The 15,080-nt window shown below is 59.8% G+C and carries 17 protein-coding genes; 11 read left to right on the top strand and 6 right to left on the bottom strand.

Features of this window, described 5'->3' with window-relative positions:
* Nucleotides 1–151 precede the first annotated feature (151 nt).
* The 4 genes from AC6I6U_RS05140 to AC6I6U_RS05155 all read left to right on the top strand — a co-directional run bounded on the left by AC6I6U_RS05140 (nt 152) and on the right by AC6I6U_RS05155 (nt 3,715).
* Nucleotides 152–856, top strand: a complete 705-nt coding sequence (locus AC6I6U_RS05140) for a hypothetical protein (RefSeq protein ID WP_497880958.1) — start codon at nt 152–154, stop codon at nt 854–856.
* Nucleotides 849–1,550 (top strand): hypothetical protein, encoded by a 702-nt coding sequence (locus tag AC6I6U_RS05145; RefSeq protein WP_497880959.1) that lies wholly within the window; start codon nt 849–851, stop codon nt 1,548–1,550. The genes AC6I6U_RS05140 and AC6I6U_RS05145 overlap by 8 nt, the downstream gene beginning before the upstream one ends.
* A 161-nt stretch (nt 1,551–1,711) precedes the next feature.
* Nucleotides 1,712–2,221, top strand: a complete 510-nt coding sequence (locus tag AC6I6U_RS05150) for a hypothetical protein (protein WP_497880960.1) — start codon at nt 1,712–1,714, stop codon at nt 2,219–2,221.
* 318 nt (nt 2,222–2,539) lie between these two features.
* Nucleotides 2,540–3,715 (top strand): tetratricopeptide repeat protein, encoded by a 1,176-nt coding sequence (locus AC6I6U_RS05155; RefSeq protein ID WP_497880961.1) that lies wholly within the window; start codon nt 2,540–2,542, stop codon nt 3,713–3,715.
* 246 nt (nt 3,716–3,961) lie between these two features.
* On the opposite strand, the gene AC6I6U_RS05160 is transcribed toward AC6I6U_RS05155, so the two are convergent.
* From AC6I6U_RS05160 to AC6I6U_RS05170, 3 genes are all read right to left on the bottom strand, one after another.
* The gene (locus AC6I6U_RS05160; RefSeq protein ID WP_497880962.1) at nt 3,962–4,387 is read right to left on the bottom strand and encodes an ACT domain-containing protein; all 426 of its coding nucleotides are present in this window, start codon (nt 4,385–4,387) and stop codon (nt 3,962–3,964) included.
* Nucleotides 4,388–4,544: 157 nt separating this feature from the next.
* Nucleotides 4,545–5,036 carry a GNAT family N-acetyltransferase gene (locus tag AC6I6U_RS05165; protein ID WP_497880963.1) on the bottom strand — a complete coding sequence of 164 codons (492 nt, stop codon included), beginning with the start codon at nt 5,034–5,036 and terminating at the stop codon, nt 4,545–4,547.
* A gap of 111 nt (nt 5,037–5,147) precedes the next feature.
* Complete coding sequence (locus AC6I6U_RS05170; protein WP_497880964.1) at nt 5,148–5,906, bottom strand: DUF2059 domain-containing protein; 759 nt, start codon at nt 5,904–5,906, stop codon at nt 5,148–5,150.
* Nucleotides 5,907–6,014: 108 nt separating this feature from the next.
* Here AC6I6U_RS05170 and AC6I6U_RS05175 point away from each other — a divergent pair, with 108 nt between their 5' ends.
* The gene (locus tag AC6I6U_RS05175) at nt 6,015–6,647 is read left to right on the top strand and encodes a 2OG-Fe(II) oxygenase (protein WP_497882988.1); all 633 of its coding nucleotides are present in this window, start codon (nt 6,015–6,017) and stop codon (nt 6,645–6,647) included.
* Complete coding sequence (locus AC6I6U_RS05180) at nt 6,647–7,141, top strand: 2-thiouracil desulfurase family protein (RefSeq protein ID WP_497880965.1); 495 nt, start codon at nt 6,647–6,649, stop codon at nt 7,139–7,141. Before AC6I6U_RS05175 ends, AC6I6U_RS05180 begins: the two co-directional genes overlap by 1 nt.
* A gap of 1 nt (nt 7,142) precedes the next feature.
* On the opposite strand, the gene AC6I6U_RS05185 is transcribed toward AC6I6U_RS05180, so the two are convergent.
* Nucleotides 7,143–7,916 carry a transporter substrate-binding domain-containing protein gene (locus tag AC6I6U_RS05185; RefSeq protein WP_497880966.1) on the bottom strand — a complete coding sequence of 258 codons (774 nt, stop codon included), beginning with the start codon at nt 7,914–7,916 and terminating at the stop codon, nt 7,143–7,145.
* Nucleotides 7,917–8,055: 139 nt separating this feature from the next.
* On the opposite strand from AC6I6U_RS05185, the gene AC6I6U_RS05190 reads away from it, so the two are divergent.
* Nucleotides 8,056–8,496: a DUF4399 domain-containing protein gene (locus AC6I6U_RS05190; RefSeq protein WP_497880967.1), complete on the top strand. Its 441-nt coding sequence runs from the start codon at nt 8,056–8,058 to the stop codon at nt 8,494–8,496.
* 60 nt (nt 8,497–8,556) lie between these two features.
* On the opposite strand, the gene serA is transcribed toward AC6I6U_RS05190, so the two are convergent.
* Nucleotides 8,557–9,786: a phosphoglycerate dehydrogenase gene (serA, locus tag AC6I6U_RS05195; RefSeq protein ID WP_497880968.1), complete on the bottom strand. Its 1,230-nt coding sequence runs from the start codon at nt 9,784–9,786 to the stop codon at nt 8,557–8,559.
* A 202-nt stretch (nt 9,787–9,988) separates the two neighbouring features.
* Between serA and AC6I6U_RS05200 the strand changes: the two genes are divergently transcribed.
* From AC6I6U_RS05200 to AC6I6U_RS05215, 4 genes are all read left to right on the top strand, one after another.
* On the top strand, nt 9,989–11,383 hold the full coding sequence (locus tag AC6I6U_RS05200; protein ID WP_497880969.1) for a D-2-hydroxyglutarate dehydrogenase: 1,395 nt from the start codon (nt 9,989–9,991) through the stop codon (nt 11,381–11,383).
* 39 nt (nt 11,384–11,422) lie between these two features.
* On the top strand, nt 11,423–12,088 hold the full coding sequence (locus tag AC6I6U_RS05205; RefSeq protein WP_497880970.1) for a fumarylacetoacetate hydrolase family protein: 666 nt from the start codon (nt 11,423–11,425) through the stop codon (nt 12,086–12,088).
* 199 nt (nt 12,089–12,287) lie between these two features.
* Nucleotides 12,288–13,211, top strand: coding sequence for an SdiA-regulated domain-containing protein (locus AC6I6U_RS05210; protein WP_497880971.1), 924 nt, complete (start codon nt 12,288–12,290; stop codon nt 13,209–13,211).
* Between the two features lie 108 nt (nt 13,212–13,319).
* Nucleotides 13,320–14,231, top strand: coding sequence for an SdiA-regulated domain-containing protein (locus tag AC6I6U_RS05215; RefSeq protein WP_497880972.1), 912 nt, complete (start codon nt 13,320–13,322; stop codon nt 14,229–14,231).
* A gap of 41 nt (nt 14,232–14,272) precedes the next feature.
* On the opposite strand, the gene rpiA is transcribed toward AC6I6U_RS05215, so the two are convergent.
* Nucleotides 14,273–14,944 carry a ribose-5-phosphate isomerase RpiA gene (gene rpiA / locus AC6I6U_RS05220; RefSeq protein WP_497880973.1) on the bottom strand — a complete coding sequence of 224 codons (672 nt, stop codon included), beginning with the start codon at nt 14,942–14,944 and terminating at the stop codon, nt 14,273–14,275.
* Between the last annotated feature and the right edge of the window lie 136 nt (nt 14,945–15,080).

A 15,080-nucleotide genomic window follows, 5' to 3' on the forward strand; every position in this document is an offset into this window, starting at 1 on the left:
GGCAGCACAAGGCGTAGTGTTTGGTGGCAGAGCATTGAATGCTCGAGGCAGGGGGCTGCCCCCCCCCCGAGAGTTTAATGTTGACAACACCTGTATTCGTCTGATTTCTTGTCCTCTGTCCATGGACCGTGGACGAATGAGAATTTATGCCATGAAAAGTCAGGATATTTTACTGCTCTTCAGGCTCATAAGCCTGGAAGAACGGTTGCACGGGGATGTGGATAAGGTGGTTCGTCTATCGGGCCTCCAAGTGGATGAGTCGCAAGAGCCAACAATGTTGCAAGGGATGATCATCCATAGGGCGAAGCGCGTGGATGCCTATTTCCCGGAAACATTGAACTGGCAGGGTTGGGATCCGGAACTCGCCAGCACCAAGCCAGTGGGGCCCGAGAGTTATACCGTTCGTGCTCTGGCTCAATCCCTGGGCATGAGCAAAAGCGAGGTTGCCAATTCAATGACACGCTCTCGAGAAATCGGCCTTGTAACCCTTGGACACGAAAGCGGGCTCCCAATAGTCAATAAACGTGCTTTGCTGGACATCGTGACCCATGCGATTAAATACATCTTTCCTGTAAGGCCAGGAGCAGTTGTTCGAGGTGTTCCTACGGCGTTTGCTGCACCGATTCTTGAAGGAAAACTGAGGAGTGGCGGGGATCTGATCCCTGTCTGGCCCGACCCTCTAGGAAATAAAAAGGGACAGGCTATAGCCCCGATCTATAAGACTGTCCCAGAGGCGGCGAAACGCGATTATCTGCTTTACCACTATCTGGCGTTGATCGACGCTATCCGCTTGGGAAGCTCACGAGAATCTGCCGAAGCGAATCAATTACTGAGAAAATGGATTCTTCATGAGTGAGCAGTACACCGCCCTGCTGGAAATGCTGGACATGGTTGCTCAAGCGTTGGGTGAGGACCTCTGCCAGCAGGTGGCGTTTGTGGGCGGCTGCACCACCGTACTACTTGTCACCGATGAGGTGACCCTGGAAGACCTGCGTTTTACGGATGATGTTGATCTGGTCATCCAACTGGCCAGCTATGCCGGTTGGCCGAAACTGATGGAGCAGCTTCGTCGCAGGGGATTCATGGAGAGTCCCTTTGATGAAGTGAATTGCCGCATGCGCCTAGGTGAGTTGAAGGTCGATTTCATGCCTTCGGATGAAGCCATTCTAGGCTACAGCAACCTGTGGTTCGATGAAGGTTTTCAGCACGCGCAGATCCATTGCCTTCCCAGCGGTGCGCAAATACGTGTCTTCTCCCCACCCTATTTTCTCGGGACCAAGTTCGAGGCCTATAAGGGACGAGGCTCAGGCAATGCCCTTAACAGCAAGGATATCGAGGACATCGTCAATCTGGTCGATGGTCGTGAAGAGTTGACCGATGAAGTGAGGGGCTCTTCTGACCCGCTCAGGGACTATCTTCGCGAGCATCTGGCCGATCTGATCAACAACGGGGATTTTGCCTATGTTGTGCAAAGTGCAACCCGGGGTGATCAAGGTCGGGAAAAAATTATTTGGGGTCGTTTGAAGCAAATGGTGGAGGAGGGTAATTGACGCCCACGCACCTTGTTTCCTCGATTCATGGCGGACGGACTACCGATAACCGCGATCATGCGGGGTTCGCGTTTCAAGAGGGGCGTCACCTTTACTTGTTGGCAGATGGTTCGACCTCTTCTTCTCAGAGCGCAGAGCTTGCTCAAGCCTGGGTCTGATACATGGAGCAAGGCTTTGGGCGGCTAACCGCAAGGCAGTTGTATCCGGATGTCATCGAGTCCGGTCTGTTGCAGTTGCTGAGCAATGCTCATGTTGAGGTGGCTCGCGCATTTGCGTCAGCCAGCATCAGCTATCTGATGTTGCTGTTAATGCCAGGTGAAGCATTCGTGGTTCATGTCGGCGACTGCTGTTTCGGTCGAGTCGATGAGTCAGGAGTGTTTGAATGGTTGACATCGCCTCACTGTCGAGCCAACTGGCATGGGCATTTGAGTCATGCACAAATCGCTGCTCAAGTTGGCCGGCACAGTCTGACTCGATGCTTCAGTGCAAGACGTGAACACTTCCCGCAAGTCAGCCGATTTCGGATTTCAGGAAATTCACGCTGGATCTTGGCAACAGATGGTTTCTGGGCCGATCTAGCCGTGGCCAAGCAACAGCAGTTTCTGACACTTGGCTGGATGCCTGAGCCTGACAGTGATGATGACCTGACCGTTATTGATGTACGTCTCTGACCGGCCCACCCGCTGGAACGTCAGGCAGCGCCGAGCGTCAAGCCATTATGGGAACCACAGGTTCCGGCACCTCGTTGGTGTTGCGGGTCGTAGCTGCTCTGCGATTGTACGCCATGTAGCCCCGCATGCAGCTCATGGGCTTTGAGTGGGTTTGCGGATCAAATTTGCTTGGTGGCCTTTTGCCTTCGGTGACTGGTCCACAAAAGCAAAATTTTCTACATGAACATTAGACGTTTCGTACAAAAAGTCGGTATGTTCCGCTGCAATTTTTCAGGGTGCCATTTGGCGCCCGCGTCTTGAGCTTAAAGGGAGTTGAGTATGCATTTGCTTCGCATGGCCTCGGTATTTTCGTTGTGTGCCGTGGCATGGTCGGTCCAGGCCGAGTCTTTGCCGGTCGAAGTGCTCAGCGCCGTGGTCAAGGACCAGAAAATCGCCGACGCCGACGTGCTGTTGCAGCGCAACGGCGAGCAGAACGTGGTCGGCAAGACCAACGCCCAGGGCCAGGTCACGCTCCAGAGCGGTTTCGCCGACGATGCCGGCAGCCTGCTGATCATCAAGAAGGCCGGTTATTCCAACCTGGTGGTCAAGTGCCCGTGCAAGGACATGACCTACGCCATCAGCCCGGTGATGCAGAATCTTGACGGTCTGCGCGTGGTGCTGACCTGGGGCAAGACCCCGGCGGACCTCGACTCGCACATGATCTTCCCCGGCAACAACATCTACTTCCAGCAACAGCAGGGCGACGACGCCGACCTGGACGTCGATGACACCGATAGCTATGGCCCGGAAACCATCACCCTGCAGAAGAAGCACTACGGCGAGAGCTATGTCTATGCCGTGCATGACTTCACCAACAGCGACAACCCGACCTCGCGCCAGCTGTCCAACAGCCAGGCCAAGGTGTTCGTCTACATGGGCCAGTCCCTGGTACGCACCTACTATGTGCCGACCAACCGCAGCGGCAACCTGTGGACCGTGTTCCGCATGACCGGCAACGGCGATTTCCAGGACATCAACACCTTCAGCGGGGTGAAGGTGGATCCGGCGAACGTGCTGAACGAAGTCTCGCCGCTGCTCGACGACAAGGTGGCGATCGCCGAAGTGGCGGTCAGCTCCACGGCCCAGGCCGATGCGCGGGCATTGAACGTGAAGGGTGAGGCGGCCTACAAGGCTGGTGACCTGGAACAGTCGATCGCGCTGTTCCGCCAGGCCATCGACCTGAACAACAGCTTCGGCCAGGCCTACAGCAACCTCGGCCTGGCGTATCAGAAGGCCGGCAATACCGCCGAAGCCATCTGGGCCAACCGCAAGGCCGTTGCCCTGGCATCCGGTAACTCGGCCAACACTGTGCGGGCCAGCTCCTACTACAACATTGCCCGTATCTATGAAAACGCCGGGCAGTTCTCCGACGCCCTGCGTCACTACGAGCTGGCCAAGGAACAGAAGGCCAACCCGGTGTATGACACGGCGATCGAGCGGGTGAAAAACCGCTGAGTCATCAGCCGACCGAGCTCAAGCAACGCGCCATTTCTGGCGCGTTGTTCGTTTCTGGCAATCGCCGGTTCAGCTCAAGATATCATCGTTTTTTCAGCATCCGCCTCAGGCGAAAGTTGTCTGCGGCCAGGATCAACAGGGCGCAAATAGTAAAAATGTCGAAGGCATGTTTACCGGCGTAGTGCCAGAAGGCCCAGGCCACCGTGCAGACCAGCGTAGCGGTTGCCAGCAGGGAGCATGCCTGTTTCATGTCAGTTGTTGGTATTGACGTAGGTGTCGTCTGCCGGGGGTGTCAGGCTGATAAATTCCACGGCAGACAAACAGCAGGTGGTCGAGCCATTCCCGATGAAGGTCGTGTTTGCGAGCGGTCCAGAGCACATCGGAAAGAGAGCGCCCGCCTGAGAGCGTTCTGCCTGTCGCTACAGCAATGCTGCCGATCACTGCTCCTACATAGAAGGCTGCCGAGCAGGCTCCGACAACGGCCAGCTGTTCCAGTCGTGTACCCGCAACGATCAGCTCGCGGATGGTCACGGATTTTCCATACTTGTCTATCTGAGCAAGGATGGTCGCCGCCGTTCCCACGGCGGTAGTCAGAGAGCCAAACAGCGTTTGCGGGGCAGGCAACCCCAGGCTTTCCATGTTTTCCCTGAAGTACTTGTAGAATTCGGACACCGCCACACTCCGTTTTAAGGCATGCTGACAGCTCAGCGATGTCTAAGAGTGTGTGTCCGCTCATTGGCATGAGGCATTGCCTGCCTTCCCTGGTCATTTTGGGAAATGTCTTTTAATGCTGTAGGTTTGCCGATCACAACCAAGGTTCGTGAACAGTTCAGTGCCTGTCACTGAGCACCGCGTACTCATCACCTTCCAGCGTGAAGCCGGCGACTTCGTGCATGCCCAGGCGTGCATGGGCGCGTAACGAAGCTTCGTTGTCTCGGCGAATGAACAGGATCGCTTCACGGCCTTGGCAGTGCCGCTGCAGTTGCACATAAAGCTTTGCCAGCAGGCCCTGGCCCCGTTCCGTGGCGGCGACGCAGGCTGGGCCGTAGACATAGGCGTCGGGACTGCCGGGCCAGGCCGTCAGCATGGCCTTGATCGAGGGTGGCGCGGGTTGCGTGTCTTTCGCCGCGCTGAACAGCACGCCAACAACCGTATCGTCGCGGGCGGCTACCACTACCGGGGAATCGCCGAGAGCCATCTGCCGGACTTTTTCGAGGGGAAACTCTCCAGTCAATGAGCCACCACGGGAAGGTGCATTGGCCTGGAGCAGTTGGGTAATGCCTTCGATATCGGCTGCGGTAGCGAGGTTGATCCTGTACATGGGCAGTCTCCTGAGTGGAGGCGAACCTACTGCATGGATGGCGCCAAGGCTTTCATATTACGCCCGATGGTCAATTTTCGCACAGGCTGCCGTGATGGCAGCCCGCTGGATTCAGTTTCCGGGCTGGGCCGGCGCCAGATCCTGTCCCACCGCCAGGCCGGCACGAATCGCCGCCAGGGCGGCCTGGTAGTAGGCCTTGCCTTCGGTCGACTCGGCAAAGGTCGAGAACTCTTCCAGTTCCGGGTCTGACAGGTCGCGATAGACATACAGCAGGGTGTTGTCCAGATCGTTGCCGATCTGTTGCATCAGGCGTTCGCGCTGACCATTGAGCAGTCCCTGCGCCGAGCCGGCCCCCAGCAGTCCGGGAATCATCGAACTGAGGCTGTCGGCGGCAACGCCGGCGATGGCCAGGCTGACTTCAGCCCCGGCTTCGCGGGCCGGCAGGGCGTTGGCCAGGTGGTTGATCAGCAGTCGGCGGGTCGCGCTGGCCTCGATATGCGGCAGGCCCTGGGCGTTCTTGGCCAGTTGGTCGCGGCGGGTGGCGAGCAGTTCGGCGGCGACGATCTTGCGCCCCAGTGGCGACTGGAAGAACTTCAGCGCTGGCGTCGGGTTGGCCAGGTTCTGGCGCAACTGGGTTTCGGCCCGCTGGTCCATGGCCTGCGGCGCAAAGCGCTGGTTGCTGTTATTGACCAGGGCCTGGTAGACCGCTGGTGGCAGGCTGTTGCGATACTTTTGCTGGGCGGCACCCAGGGCATCGCTGAAATGCGCGCGCTGTTCTGGCCAACCGGCGACCTTGTATAGCTGGTCGTGGCTGTCTGCCCAGGCGGGCACGGTGCAGAACATCAGTAGCGAAAAAAGCAAACGGCGCATAGGGACTCCTGTCTACAGCCGACTATTCTCCCGGCGAGCGCCGGACTTGTCGAGAATTCGTATTGTCATGTCGGGCGGCTCTGTCGGATTCCTGGGCGGATGGATACTATGCGCGGCATGCAAATACCTTCTGATCATCCGTTGCTGTTATCTATCGTCGACGATCTGGCCGAACGTGGCTGGTCGCAACAGGAGCTTTTCCTGCCCGCTGCCCTGCCCCTGGAACTCGCCGCCGAGTGCCGCAGACGTGCAGCCGAGGGCGAGCTGGCGCCGGCCGGTGTCGGTCGCGGCCTGGAGCAGCAGGTGCGCGAAGGCGTGCGCGGCGACCATATCCAGTGGCTTGAGCCGGGTCAGGCCGAACCCTGCGACCAGTACCTGGCATTGATGGACAGTCTGCGCCAGGCACTGAATCGAGGCCTGTTCCTCGGGCTCGAGGATTTCGAGTGCCACTTCGCGCTGTATCCGGCCGGGGCGTTCTATCGCAAACACCTGGATCGCTTCCGCGACGATGACCGGCGTTCGGTCTCGGCGGTGCTCTATCTGAATGACGGCTGGCAGCCCGAGGAGGGTGGCGAGTTGCGGATGTACCTGGCCGATGACGTGGAGCGTGATGTGCTGCCCGTCGGCGGTTGCCTGATCGTGTTCCTCTCCGGCGATGTTCCCCACGAAGTCCTGCCGGCGACTCGCGAGCGCCTGTCGTTGACCGGCTGGTTCCGCCGCCGCGGCGACGAGCCGTTCTGATGTCGAACAGAGTCCTGGTCAGTCGCTGCCTGCTCGGGCATCGGGTGCGTTACGACGGTGGTGCCAGCGGTCCCTACCCGCAACTGGCTATCTGGCAGGAAGAGGGCCGGGTGGTGGCACTGTGCCCGGAGGTTGACGGTGGCCTGCCGACCCCGCGGGCGGCGGCGGAAATTCCCGGTGGGCAAGGGCAGCAGGTGCTGGAGGGGCGTGTCCAGGTCATCACCAGCGACGGCGAGGATGTCAGCCAGGCCTTTCTCGACGGCGCCGGCCAGGCGCTTGAGCTGGTGAAGCGGCATGGCATCCGGATTGCGGTGCTCAAGGCCAACAGCCCATCCTGCGGCAGCCTGTTGACCTATGACGGCACCTTCAGCGGCGTGAAGGTGCCGGGTGAGGGCGTGACCACGGCCTTGCTCAGGCAGGCCGGGGTCCAGGTGTTCAGCGAACTGGAACTGCCCGAGGCAGCGGCTGCACTGGCATTGCTGGACGCCTGCTGATTCAGGGCTTTGGTGGCTCGCTTGCATCCATGCCGAACCATTTTTCCGACAGCGCCATCAATCGTCCATCGGCCTTGATCCGCTGCAGGGCCATGTTCAGGCTGGCCTGAAACGCCGGGTTGCCTTTCTGGAACGGGATGGCCAGGGTCACGGTCGGTCCCACGGGTGCACCCTCCTTGACCGGCAGGTTGCTGTCGCGGATGGCGAAGGGAATCAGCAGGCGGTCGCTGATGGCCGCGTCGATCTGCTTGTCGGCCACATCCTTGAGCGGCTGTTGTGCATTCGGATAACTGCGCAGGTCGACGCCTTCGACCGTGCGGGCCTGGTCGACGAACTGGCTGCCCTGGGCCACACCCAAGGCTCCGCCCCTCAAGGATTCCAGGGTGCTGAGCGGTCGCTGTTCTTCCTTGCGCACGATCAGTTGGGCGCTGGTGTAGCTGTACGGTTCGCTGAAGTCGAAACGTTCCTTGAGTTCCGGGGTCAGTGCTATGTGATTGATGGCAATGTCGTACTTGCCACTTTCCACGCCTGGCAGCAAATCGGCGGAATCGGTGGTGATGAACGACGGATTGACCTCCAGCTCACGAGCCAGCAACTCGCCCAGCTCGACTTCGAAACCGGTCAGGTGTTCGCCATCCTTGAAGCCGAATGGGCGCATGTCGCCCTCCAGGGCGATGCGCAGTTCGCCGCGGTCATTGACGTCGTCGATCAGCTCGGCCTGGGCGAAGGGGCTTGCAAGGGGCAGTAACAGCAACAGGCCAGGCAGGAAACGCATGGTCACTCCTAAGATGAAATTGAGCTGGTGATGCGCAACCGCCGCTCGTTTTGCTTTATGTTGATGGGCAAGTTTGGACAACGATTTGTCGTGAAGTTGTCAGCACCGGCCAAAATTTGTGGAAAAAATGGAGAAGTTAATGAAAACCTTAGTGTCTCGCGTAGCTTTAGCCACTGTCTTGCTGGGTTCCAGCCTGCTCGCCGTCGCGGCGGATGGCATTCCGCGCACCCCAGCGCCCAAGGGCGCCGCGGTCGAGATTCTCTCGCCGAAGGATGGCGCCACTGTCGACAAGACCTTCACCGTCAAGTTTGGCATGAAAGGCCTGGAGCTCAAGCCGGCCGGTGACGCCACCCCGAACTCGGGCCATCATCACCTGCTGGTCGACCAGAAGGAACTGCCTGACCAGAGCCTGCCGATTCCGGCAACCGAGCAGGTGATCCACTACGGCAAGGCCCAGACCGAAACCGAACTGACCCTGGCGCCAGGCAAGCACACCCTGCAACTGGTGGCCGGCGACAAGATCCACATGCAGTTCGAGCCGACAGTGGCCTCGAAGGTGATTACCGTCAACGTGAAGTAAGCGTTAGCCGAAATGAAAAAGGGAGGCCTCGAGGCCTCCCTTTTTCGACACACGGGACGCTTAGAACAGCACGCGGGAACGGATGGTACCGTTGACCTGCTGCAGCTTCTCCTGCGCCAGGTCCGAGTACTCGGCGTCGACGTCGATCACCACGTAGCCGACCTTCTCGTTGGTCTGCAGGAACTGGCCGGAAATGTTGATGCCGTTTTCGGCGAAGACCTTGTTGATCTCGCTCAGCACGCCCGGAATGTTCTCGTGGATGTGCAGCAGGCGATGCTTGCCCGGGTGGGCCGGCAGGGCCACTTCCGGGAAGTTCACCGACGATACCGAGGTACCGTTGTCGCTGTACTTGACCAGCTTCTCCGCCACTTCCAGGCCGATGTTGGCCTGGGCTTCGGCAGTCGAGCCACCGATGTGCGGGGTCAGGATCACGTTGTCCAGGCCGCGCAGCGGGCTTTCGAAGATGTCATCGTTGGAGCGGGGCTCCACCGGGAACACGTCGATGGCCGCGCCGATCAGGTGCTGGTCCTTGATGGCGTCCGCCAGGGCGTCCAGCTCGACCACGGTGCCGCGGGCGGCGTTGATCAGGATGCCGCCCTTCTTGATGGCGCGGATTTCCTTCTCGCCGATCATCCACTGGGTCTCGGCGGTTTCCGGAACGTGCAGGGTGACGATGTCGGACATGCCCAGCAGCTCGGTCAGGCTGGAAACCTGGGTGGCATTACCCAGTGGCAGCTTGGTCAGGGTGTCGTAGAAGAACACCTGCATGCCCAGGCCTTCGGCCAGGACCGACAGCTGCGTACCGATCGAGCCGTAGCCGATGATCCCCAGTTTCTTGCCACGGATCTCGAAGGAGTTGGCCGCGCTCTTGATCCAGCCACCGCGGTGGCAGGAAGCGTTCTTCTCGGGAATGCCGCGCAGCAGCAGGATCGCTTCGGCCAGCACCAGTTCGGCAACGGAACGGGTGTTGGAGTACGGGGCGTTGAACACGGCGATGCCGCGCTCGCGAGCTGCGTCGAGGTTGACCTGGTTGGTACCGATACAGAAGCAGCCCACTGCGACGAGTTTCTTCGCGTGATCGAAGATTTCCTCGGTCAGTTGGGTGCGCGAGCGGATGCCGATGAAGTGGGCATCAGCGATCTTTTCCTTCAGTTCGGCGTCCGGCAGGGACTTGGTATGGTACTCGATGTTGACGTACCCGGCGGCCTTGAGGACGTCGACTGCGGATTGGTGGACGCCTTCGAGAAGAAGGAACTTGATCTTGCTCTTATCGAGAGAAGTCTTGCTCATCTGCGTAAACCTGTGTCCCGGAGAAAAATGGCAGGAAAATGGACAGCTGGAGCTGACCTCGCGGCGTGGTCGCCGGCTCCGCAGGTCGGCGTCATAGCACGATTCCGCGGGGGGCGTATGCTAGCATATGCGACCCGCAAACACTCATTCTGCGACGTGAAGCGTTCTCAGGGTGACCATGAAATGTTTGAGAGTTCTGTCGATGACCCATGCCGTCCTGATTGATGAACTGAAAACCCTGGTTGAACCCGGCAAGGTCCTGACCGACGCCGACTCCCTGAACGCTTACGGGAAGGACTGGACCAAGCATTTCGCCCCCGCGCCTGCGGCCATCGTGTTTCCCAAGACCACCGAGCAGGTCCAGGCCATCGTGCGCTGGGCCAACCGGCGCCGCGTCGCGCTGGTACCGTCGGGCGGCCGTACCGGGCTGTCCGCGGCGGCGGTGGCGGCCAATGGCGAGGTAGTGGTGTCGTTCGACTACATGAACCAGATTCTCGACATCAACCTCACCGACCGCACCGCCGTGTGCCAGCCGGGCGTTGTGACCGAGCAATTGCAGAACCGCGCCGAAGAACACGGCCTGTACTACCCGGTAGACTTCGCTTCGGCGGGTTCCAGCCAGATTGGCGGCAATATCGGCACCAATGCCGGCGGGATCAAGGTGATTCGCTACGGCATGACCCGTAACTGGGTGGCCGGCCTGAAGGTCGTCACCGGCAAGGGCGACCTGCTGGAGCTGAACAAGGACTTGATCAAGAACGCCACCGGCTATGACCTGCGCCAACTGTTCATCGGCGCCGAAGGCACCCTGGGTTTCGTGGTCGAGGCCACCATGCGCCTGGATCGCGCACCGAAGAACCTGACCTGCATGGTCCTGGGTACCCCGGACTTCGACTCGATCATGCCGGTGCTGCATGCGTTCCAGGGCAAACTGGACCTGACTGCGTTCGAGTTCTTTTCCGACAAGGCCCTGGCCAGGATCCTCGGTCGCGGCGACGTCCCGGCGCCGTTCGAAACCGCGTGCCCGTTCTACGCGCTGCTGGAGTTCGAGGCGACTACCGAACAGGTAGCCAACCTGGCCCTGGAAACCTTCGAGCACTGCGTCGAACAGGGCTGGGTGCTCGATGGCGTGATGAGCCAGAGCGAAACCCAGTTGCAGAACCTGTGGAAGCTGCGCGAGTACATCTCCGAGACCATTTCCCACTGGACGCCGTACAAGAACGACATTTCGGTCACCGTGTCGAAGGTGCCGGCGTTCCTCAAGGAAATCGACACGATCGTCCGTGAACACTATCCGGATTTCGAAGTCGTCTGGTACGGCCACATCGGTGATGGCAACCTGCACCTGAACATTCTCAAGCCGGAAAACCTGAGCAAGGACGAGTTCTTCGCCAAGTGCGCCACGGTCAACAAGTGGGTGTTCGAGATCGTCGAGAAGTACAACGGCTCGATTTCTGCCGAACACGGGGTGGGCATGACCAAGCGGGATTATCTGACCTACAGTCGTTCCCCGGCCGAAATCGAATACATGAAGGCGATCAAGGCGGTGTTCGACCCGAACGGGATCATGAACCCGGGCAAGATCTTCGCGGCTTGAACCCCGCGTCACGACAATAAGCAGACCAGGAGTCGCTCAATGAGCTATCAGCACCAGTATGTCGACGGTACCCGCATTCACTTTCCGCTCGGCAAGGTGGTTTGCATCGGTCGTAACTATGCCGAGCACGCCAAGGAACTGGACAACCCGGTGCCGACCGAGCCTCTGTTGTTCATCAAGCCCGGCAGTTGCGTCGTGCCGCTCGAGGGTGGCTTCAGTATCCCCGTCGATCGCGGTTCGGTGCATTACGAAGCGGAAATTGCCGTATTGATCGGCAAGCCGCTGTCGACCAAGCCGAGCCAGGAAGAAGTGCTCGACGCCATTTCCGGTTTTGCCCCGGCGCTGGACCTGACCCTGCGCGACAAGCAGGCGGAGTTGAAGGCCAAGGGCCTGCCATGGGAAATCGCCAAGTCGTTCGACGGTGCGGCGGTGATCGCGCCGTTCGTGGTCGGCAGCACCTTTGCCAACCTGACCGAGATCGGCATTCGCCTGACCATCAACGGCCAGGTGCGCCAGGACGGCATCAGCAGCGACATGCTCAACCCCATCGTGCCGATGATCCAGTACATGGCCGCGTGCTTTTCGTTGCAGGCCGGCGATGTGATCCTGACGGGTACGCCGGTTGGCGTTGGCCCACTGAATGTCGGTGACGAGCTGGTGCTGGAGTTGCCGGGCGCCAGCCGCTTCAACAGCAGCGTGCGCTGAGTCGCGCGTTGATCATCGCTCCCACGTCTGAAGTGGGAGCGCCTTTGCCGGTTTTCCCAGCCCGTTTCGGCTCGTGACCAGGCCGCATTCCTGCCTTTTGCCATTTTTTTCACATTTGCTCTGGATAATTTCCCGGCTGGCCCCTGGGCTTGTCGACTATTGTTTTCCGAACGCCACGAAACCAGGAAAGTATCCTTACATGGCTCGCCCATCGTCTCCCGCGTCGTCTCCCGTGCACCGCTCGCGTTTCGCGCTGCGCTGGTATTACTGGCTGTTGCTGGTGATCGCGCTGGTCGCTGGGGTGGCGGTGCCGATGCACTGGGATGATCGCGCAGTGCTGTGGATCAAGGAACGTTTCGAGACCCAGGCCGAGCGTGATAGCAGCATCTGGTTGCCGGGTTATCGCGTGGTGATCGATGCCAAGCGCCTGCCGGGCATGGAAAAGGACGAGGCGTCCGATGTCAGTTACAGCCCGCAGACCAAGACCTTGTTTTCGGTCATGGGCAAGAACCCTTTCCTGGTCGAGTTGACCCTGCAGGGAGATGTGCTGCGCAAGATTCCGCTGGTCGGCTGGAACAATCCCGAGGCCGTGGCCGTGCTGGAAGGCGAAAAAATGGCGATCGTCGATGAGCGCATGCACATCCTGACCATCGTCAATGTGGATGCGAACACCCGTGAACTGAACATCAAGGACTTTCCGCAATACGACCTGGGGCCGTCGAAAAACCAGAACAAGGCTTTCGAGGCCGTGGTCTGGGACGCCCTCAACCAGCAGGTCCTGTTGGGCGAGGAGCGGCCACCGGCCTTGTTCAGCCTGAAAAGCGACGGTACTCGTGTCCTGGGTGAGAAGCAGAAGCAGGCAAGCAACCAGCTGGATATGCGCAATTTGTCGGCGCTGGCGATCGATTCGCGGACCCGTCACATGCTGGTGCTGTCGGCGGATTCGCATCTGTTGCTGGAGCTGGACGAGAAGGGCAGGCAGGTCAGCTTCATGACCTTGCTGGGCGGCTTCAACGGTTTGAAGGACACCATTCCCCGGGCTGAAGGCGTCACCCTGGATGACGATGGCAACCTGTACTTCGTCAGTGAGCCGAACCTGTTCTATCGTTTCGAAAAGCAGTAGGCGTCCAGCGTCGGCCGCTCCTGATCGGAAGGCGGCCTGTCAGATTAAGCTTGAATTCATGCCGTCGTGGTTGTTTTAGCCACCCGTCCTGTTTTTGAGTTTGCCTGTATGTATCAAACCTTGCGCCTGAACCCGCTGATTCTGTCGCTCTGCCTGTCCGGCCTGTTGCTGGTGGGGTTCACCGGGCAGCACTATCGACTGTTCGAGCGTGCCTGGTTCAATTGGCAGGCCTGGTGGCAGCCGAGCGAGGTGAGCATTGGCCTGGCGGATTATCGGGCGGTCGTCGAGGCTCGGGTTATCGAGGGACTGGAAGATGATGTTTCCGCGCTGACCTACGATCCCGTTCGCAAGAGCCTGTTCACCGTCACCAACAAGAACGCCGAGCTGATCGAGCTGTCGCTCGACGGGCATATCCTGCGGCGTATTCCGTTGAGCGGTTTTGGTGACCCTGAGGCCATCGAATTCATCAGTGCCAATACCTACGTGATCACCGATGAGCGCGGCCAGCGACTGATCAAGGTCCACCTCGACGACAATGTGCGGTTTCTCGACGCGGCGGCTGCTGAACAATTGACCCTGCGCGTGAGTCTGCCAGGGAACAAGGGGTTCGAGGGGCTGGCCTATGACTCGGTTGGCAAGCGGCTCTTCGTGGCAAAGGAGCGCGATCCGATGCTGATCTATGAGATCCACGGCTTTCCCGACCCTGAGCCCGCGCAATCCTCGGCCGTGCATGTCGCCAGCAATCCTCGGCGCGATGCCCGGTTGTTTGTCCGTGACCTTTCCAGTTTGCAGTTCGATGAGCGCAGCGGGCATCTGCTGGCGCTTTCCGATGAGTCGCGGCTGGTGCTGGAACTGGATGTCGATGGGCGTCCTATCGGCAGTCTGTCACTGCTCAAGGGCCAGCAGGGGCTCAAGGCCAGCGTGCCACAGGCCGAAGGTATCGCCATGGATGATGAGGGAGCGCTGTACCTGATCAGCGAACCGAACCTGTTCTACGTCTTCAGGCGCACCGCAGAATAAGGTCGCGCGCAGCGTCGGGGCTGCGCGCTATCGAGGCCGGCTCAGGCCTTGAGGGTTTTCACGCCTTCGCTGGTGCCCAGCAGCAGCAGGTCCGCCGGACGCGCCGCGAACAGGCCGTTGGTGACCACGCCGACAATCGCGTTGATCTGCGTTTCCAGTTCCACCGGATTGGTGATCTCCAGGTTATGCACATCAAGGATGATGTTGCCATTATCGGTCAGCACGCCTTCGCGATAGACCGGGTCGCCTCCCAACTTCACCAACTGGCGAGCCACATGGCTGCGAGCCATCGGGATCACTTCCACCGGCAACGGGAACGCGCCGAGTACGGGTACCAGCTTGCTGCCGTCGGCAATACAGATGAAGGTCTTGGCCACGGCCGCGACGATCTTCTCGCGGGTCAGGGCTGCGCCGCCGCCCTTGATCAGGTTCAACTGGCTGTCGCTTTCGTCGGCGCCGTCGATGTAGAACTCCAGGTCGCTGACGGTGTTGAGTTCGTATACCGGAATGCCGTGGCCCTTGAGCCGGGCCGCAGTGGCTTCGGAGCTGGCAACCGCGCCATCGAAGGCGCCCTTGTGCTGGGCCAGGGCATCGATGAAGCAGTTGGCGGTGGAGCCGGTGCCCACGCCGACGATGCTTTTGTCATCGAGCTTGGGAAGGATGAAGTCGACAGCGGCCTGGGCCACCGCCTGTTTGAGTTGATCCTGGGTCATGCGGGCTCCGGAAGCGGGCAAGGTGTTAGCGAAAGGCCGGCATTATAAGCGTCGGGCCGGCAAAAGGGGCGAGCAAAACCTCAGTAACCCTGTGGTCGTTGTCGCAAGCGCTGGGTTAGACTGCTCGGTCCCTGCC

It is taken from the genome of Pseudomonas sp. UTLPPB19802 (assembly GCF_059730225.1).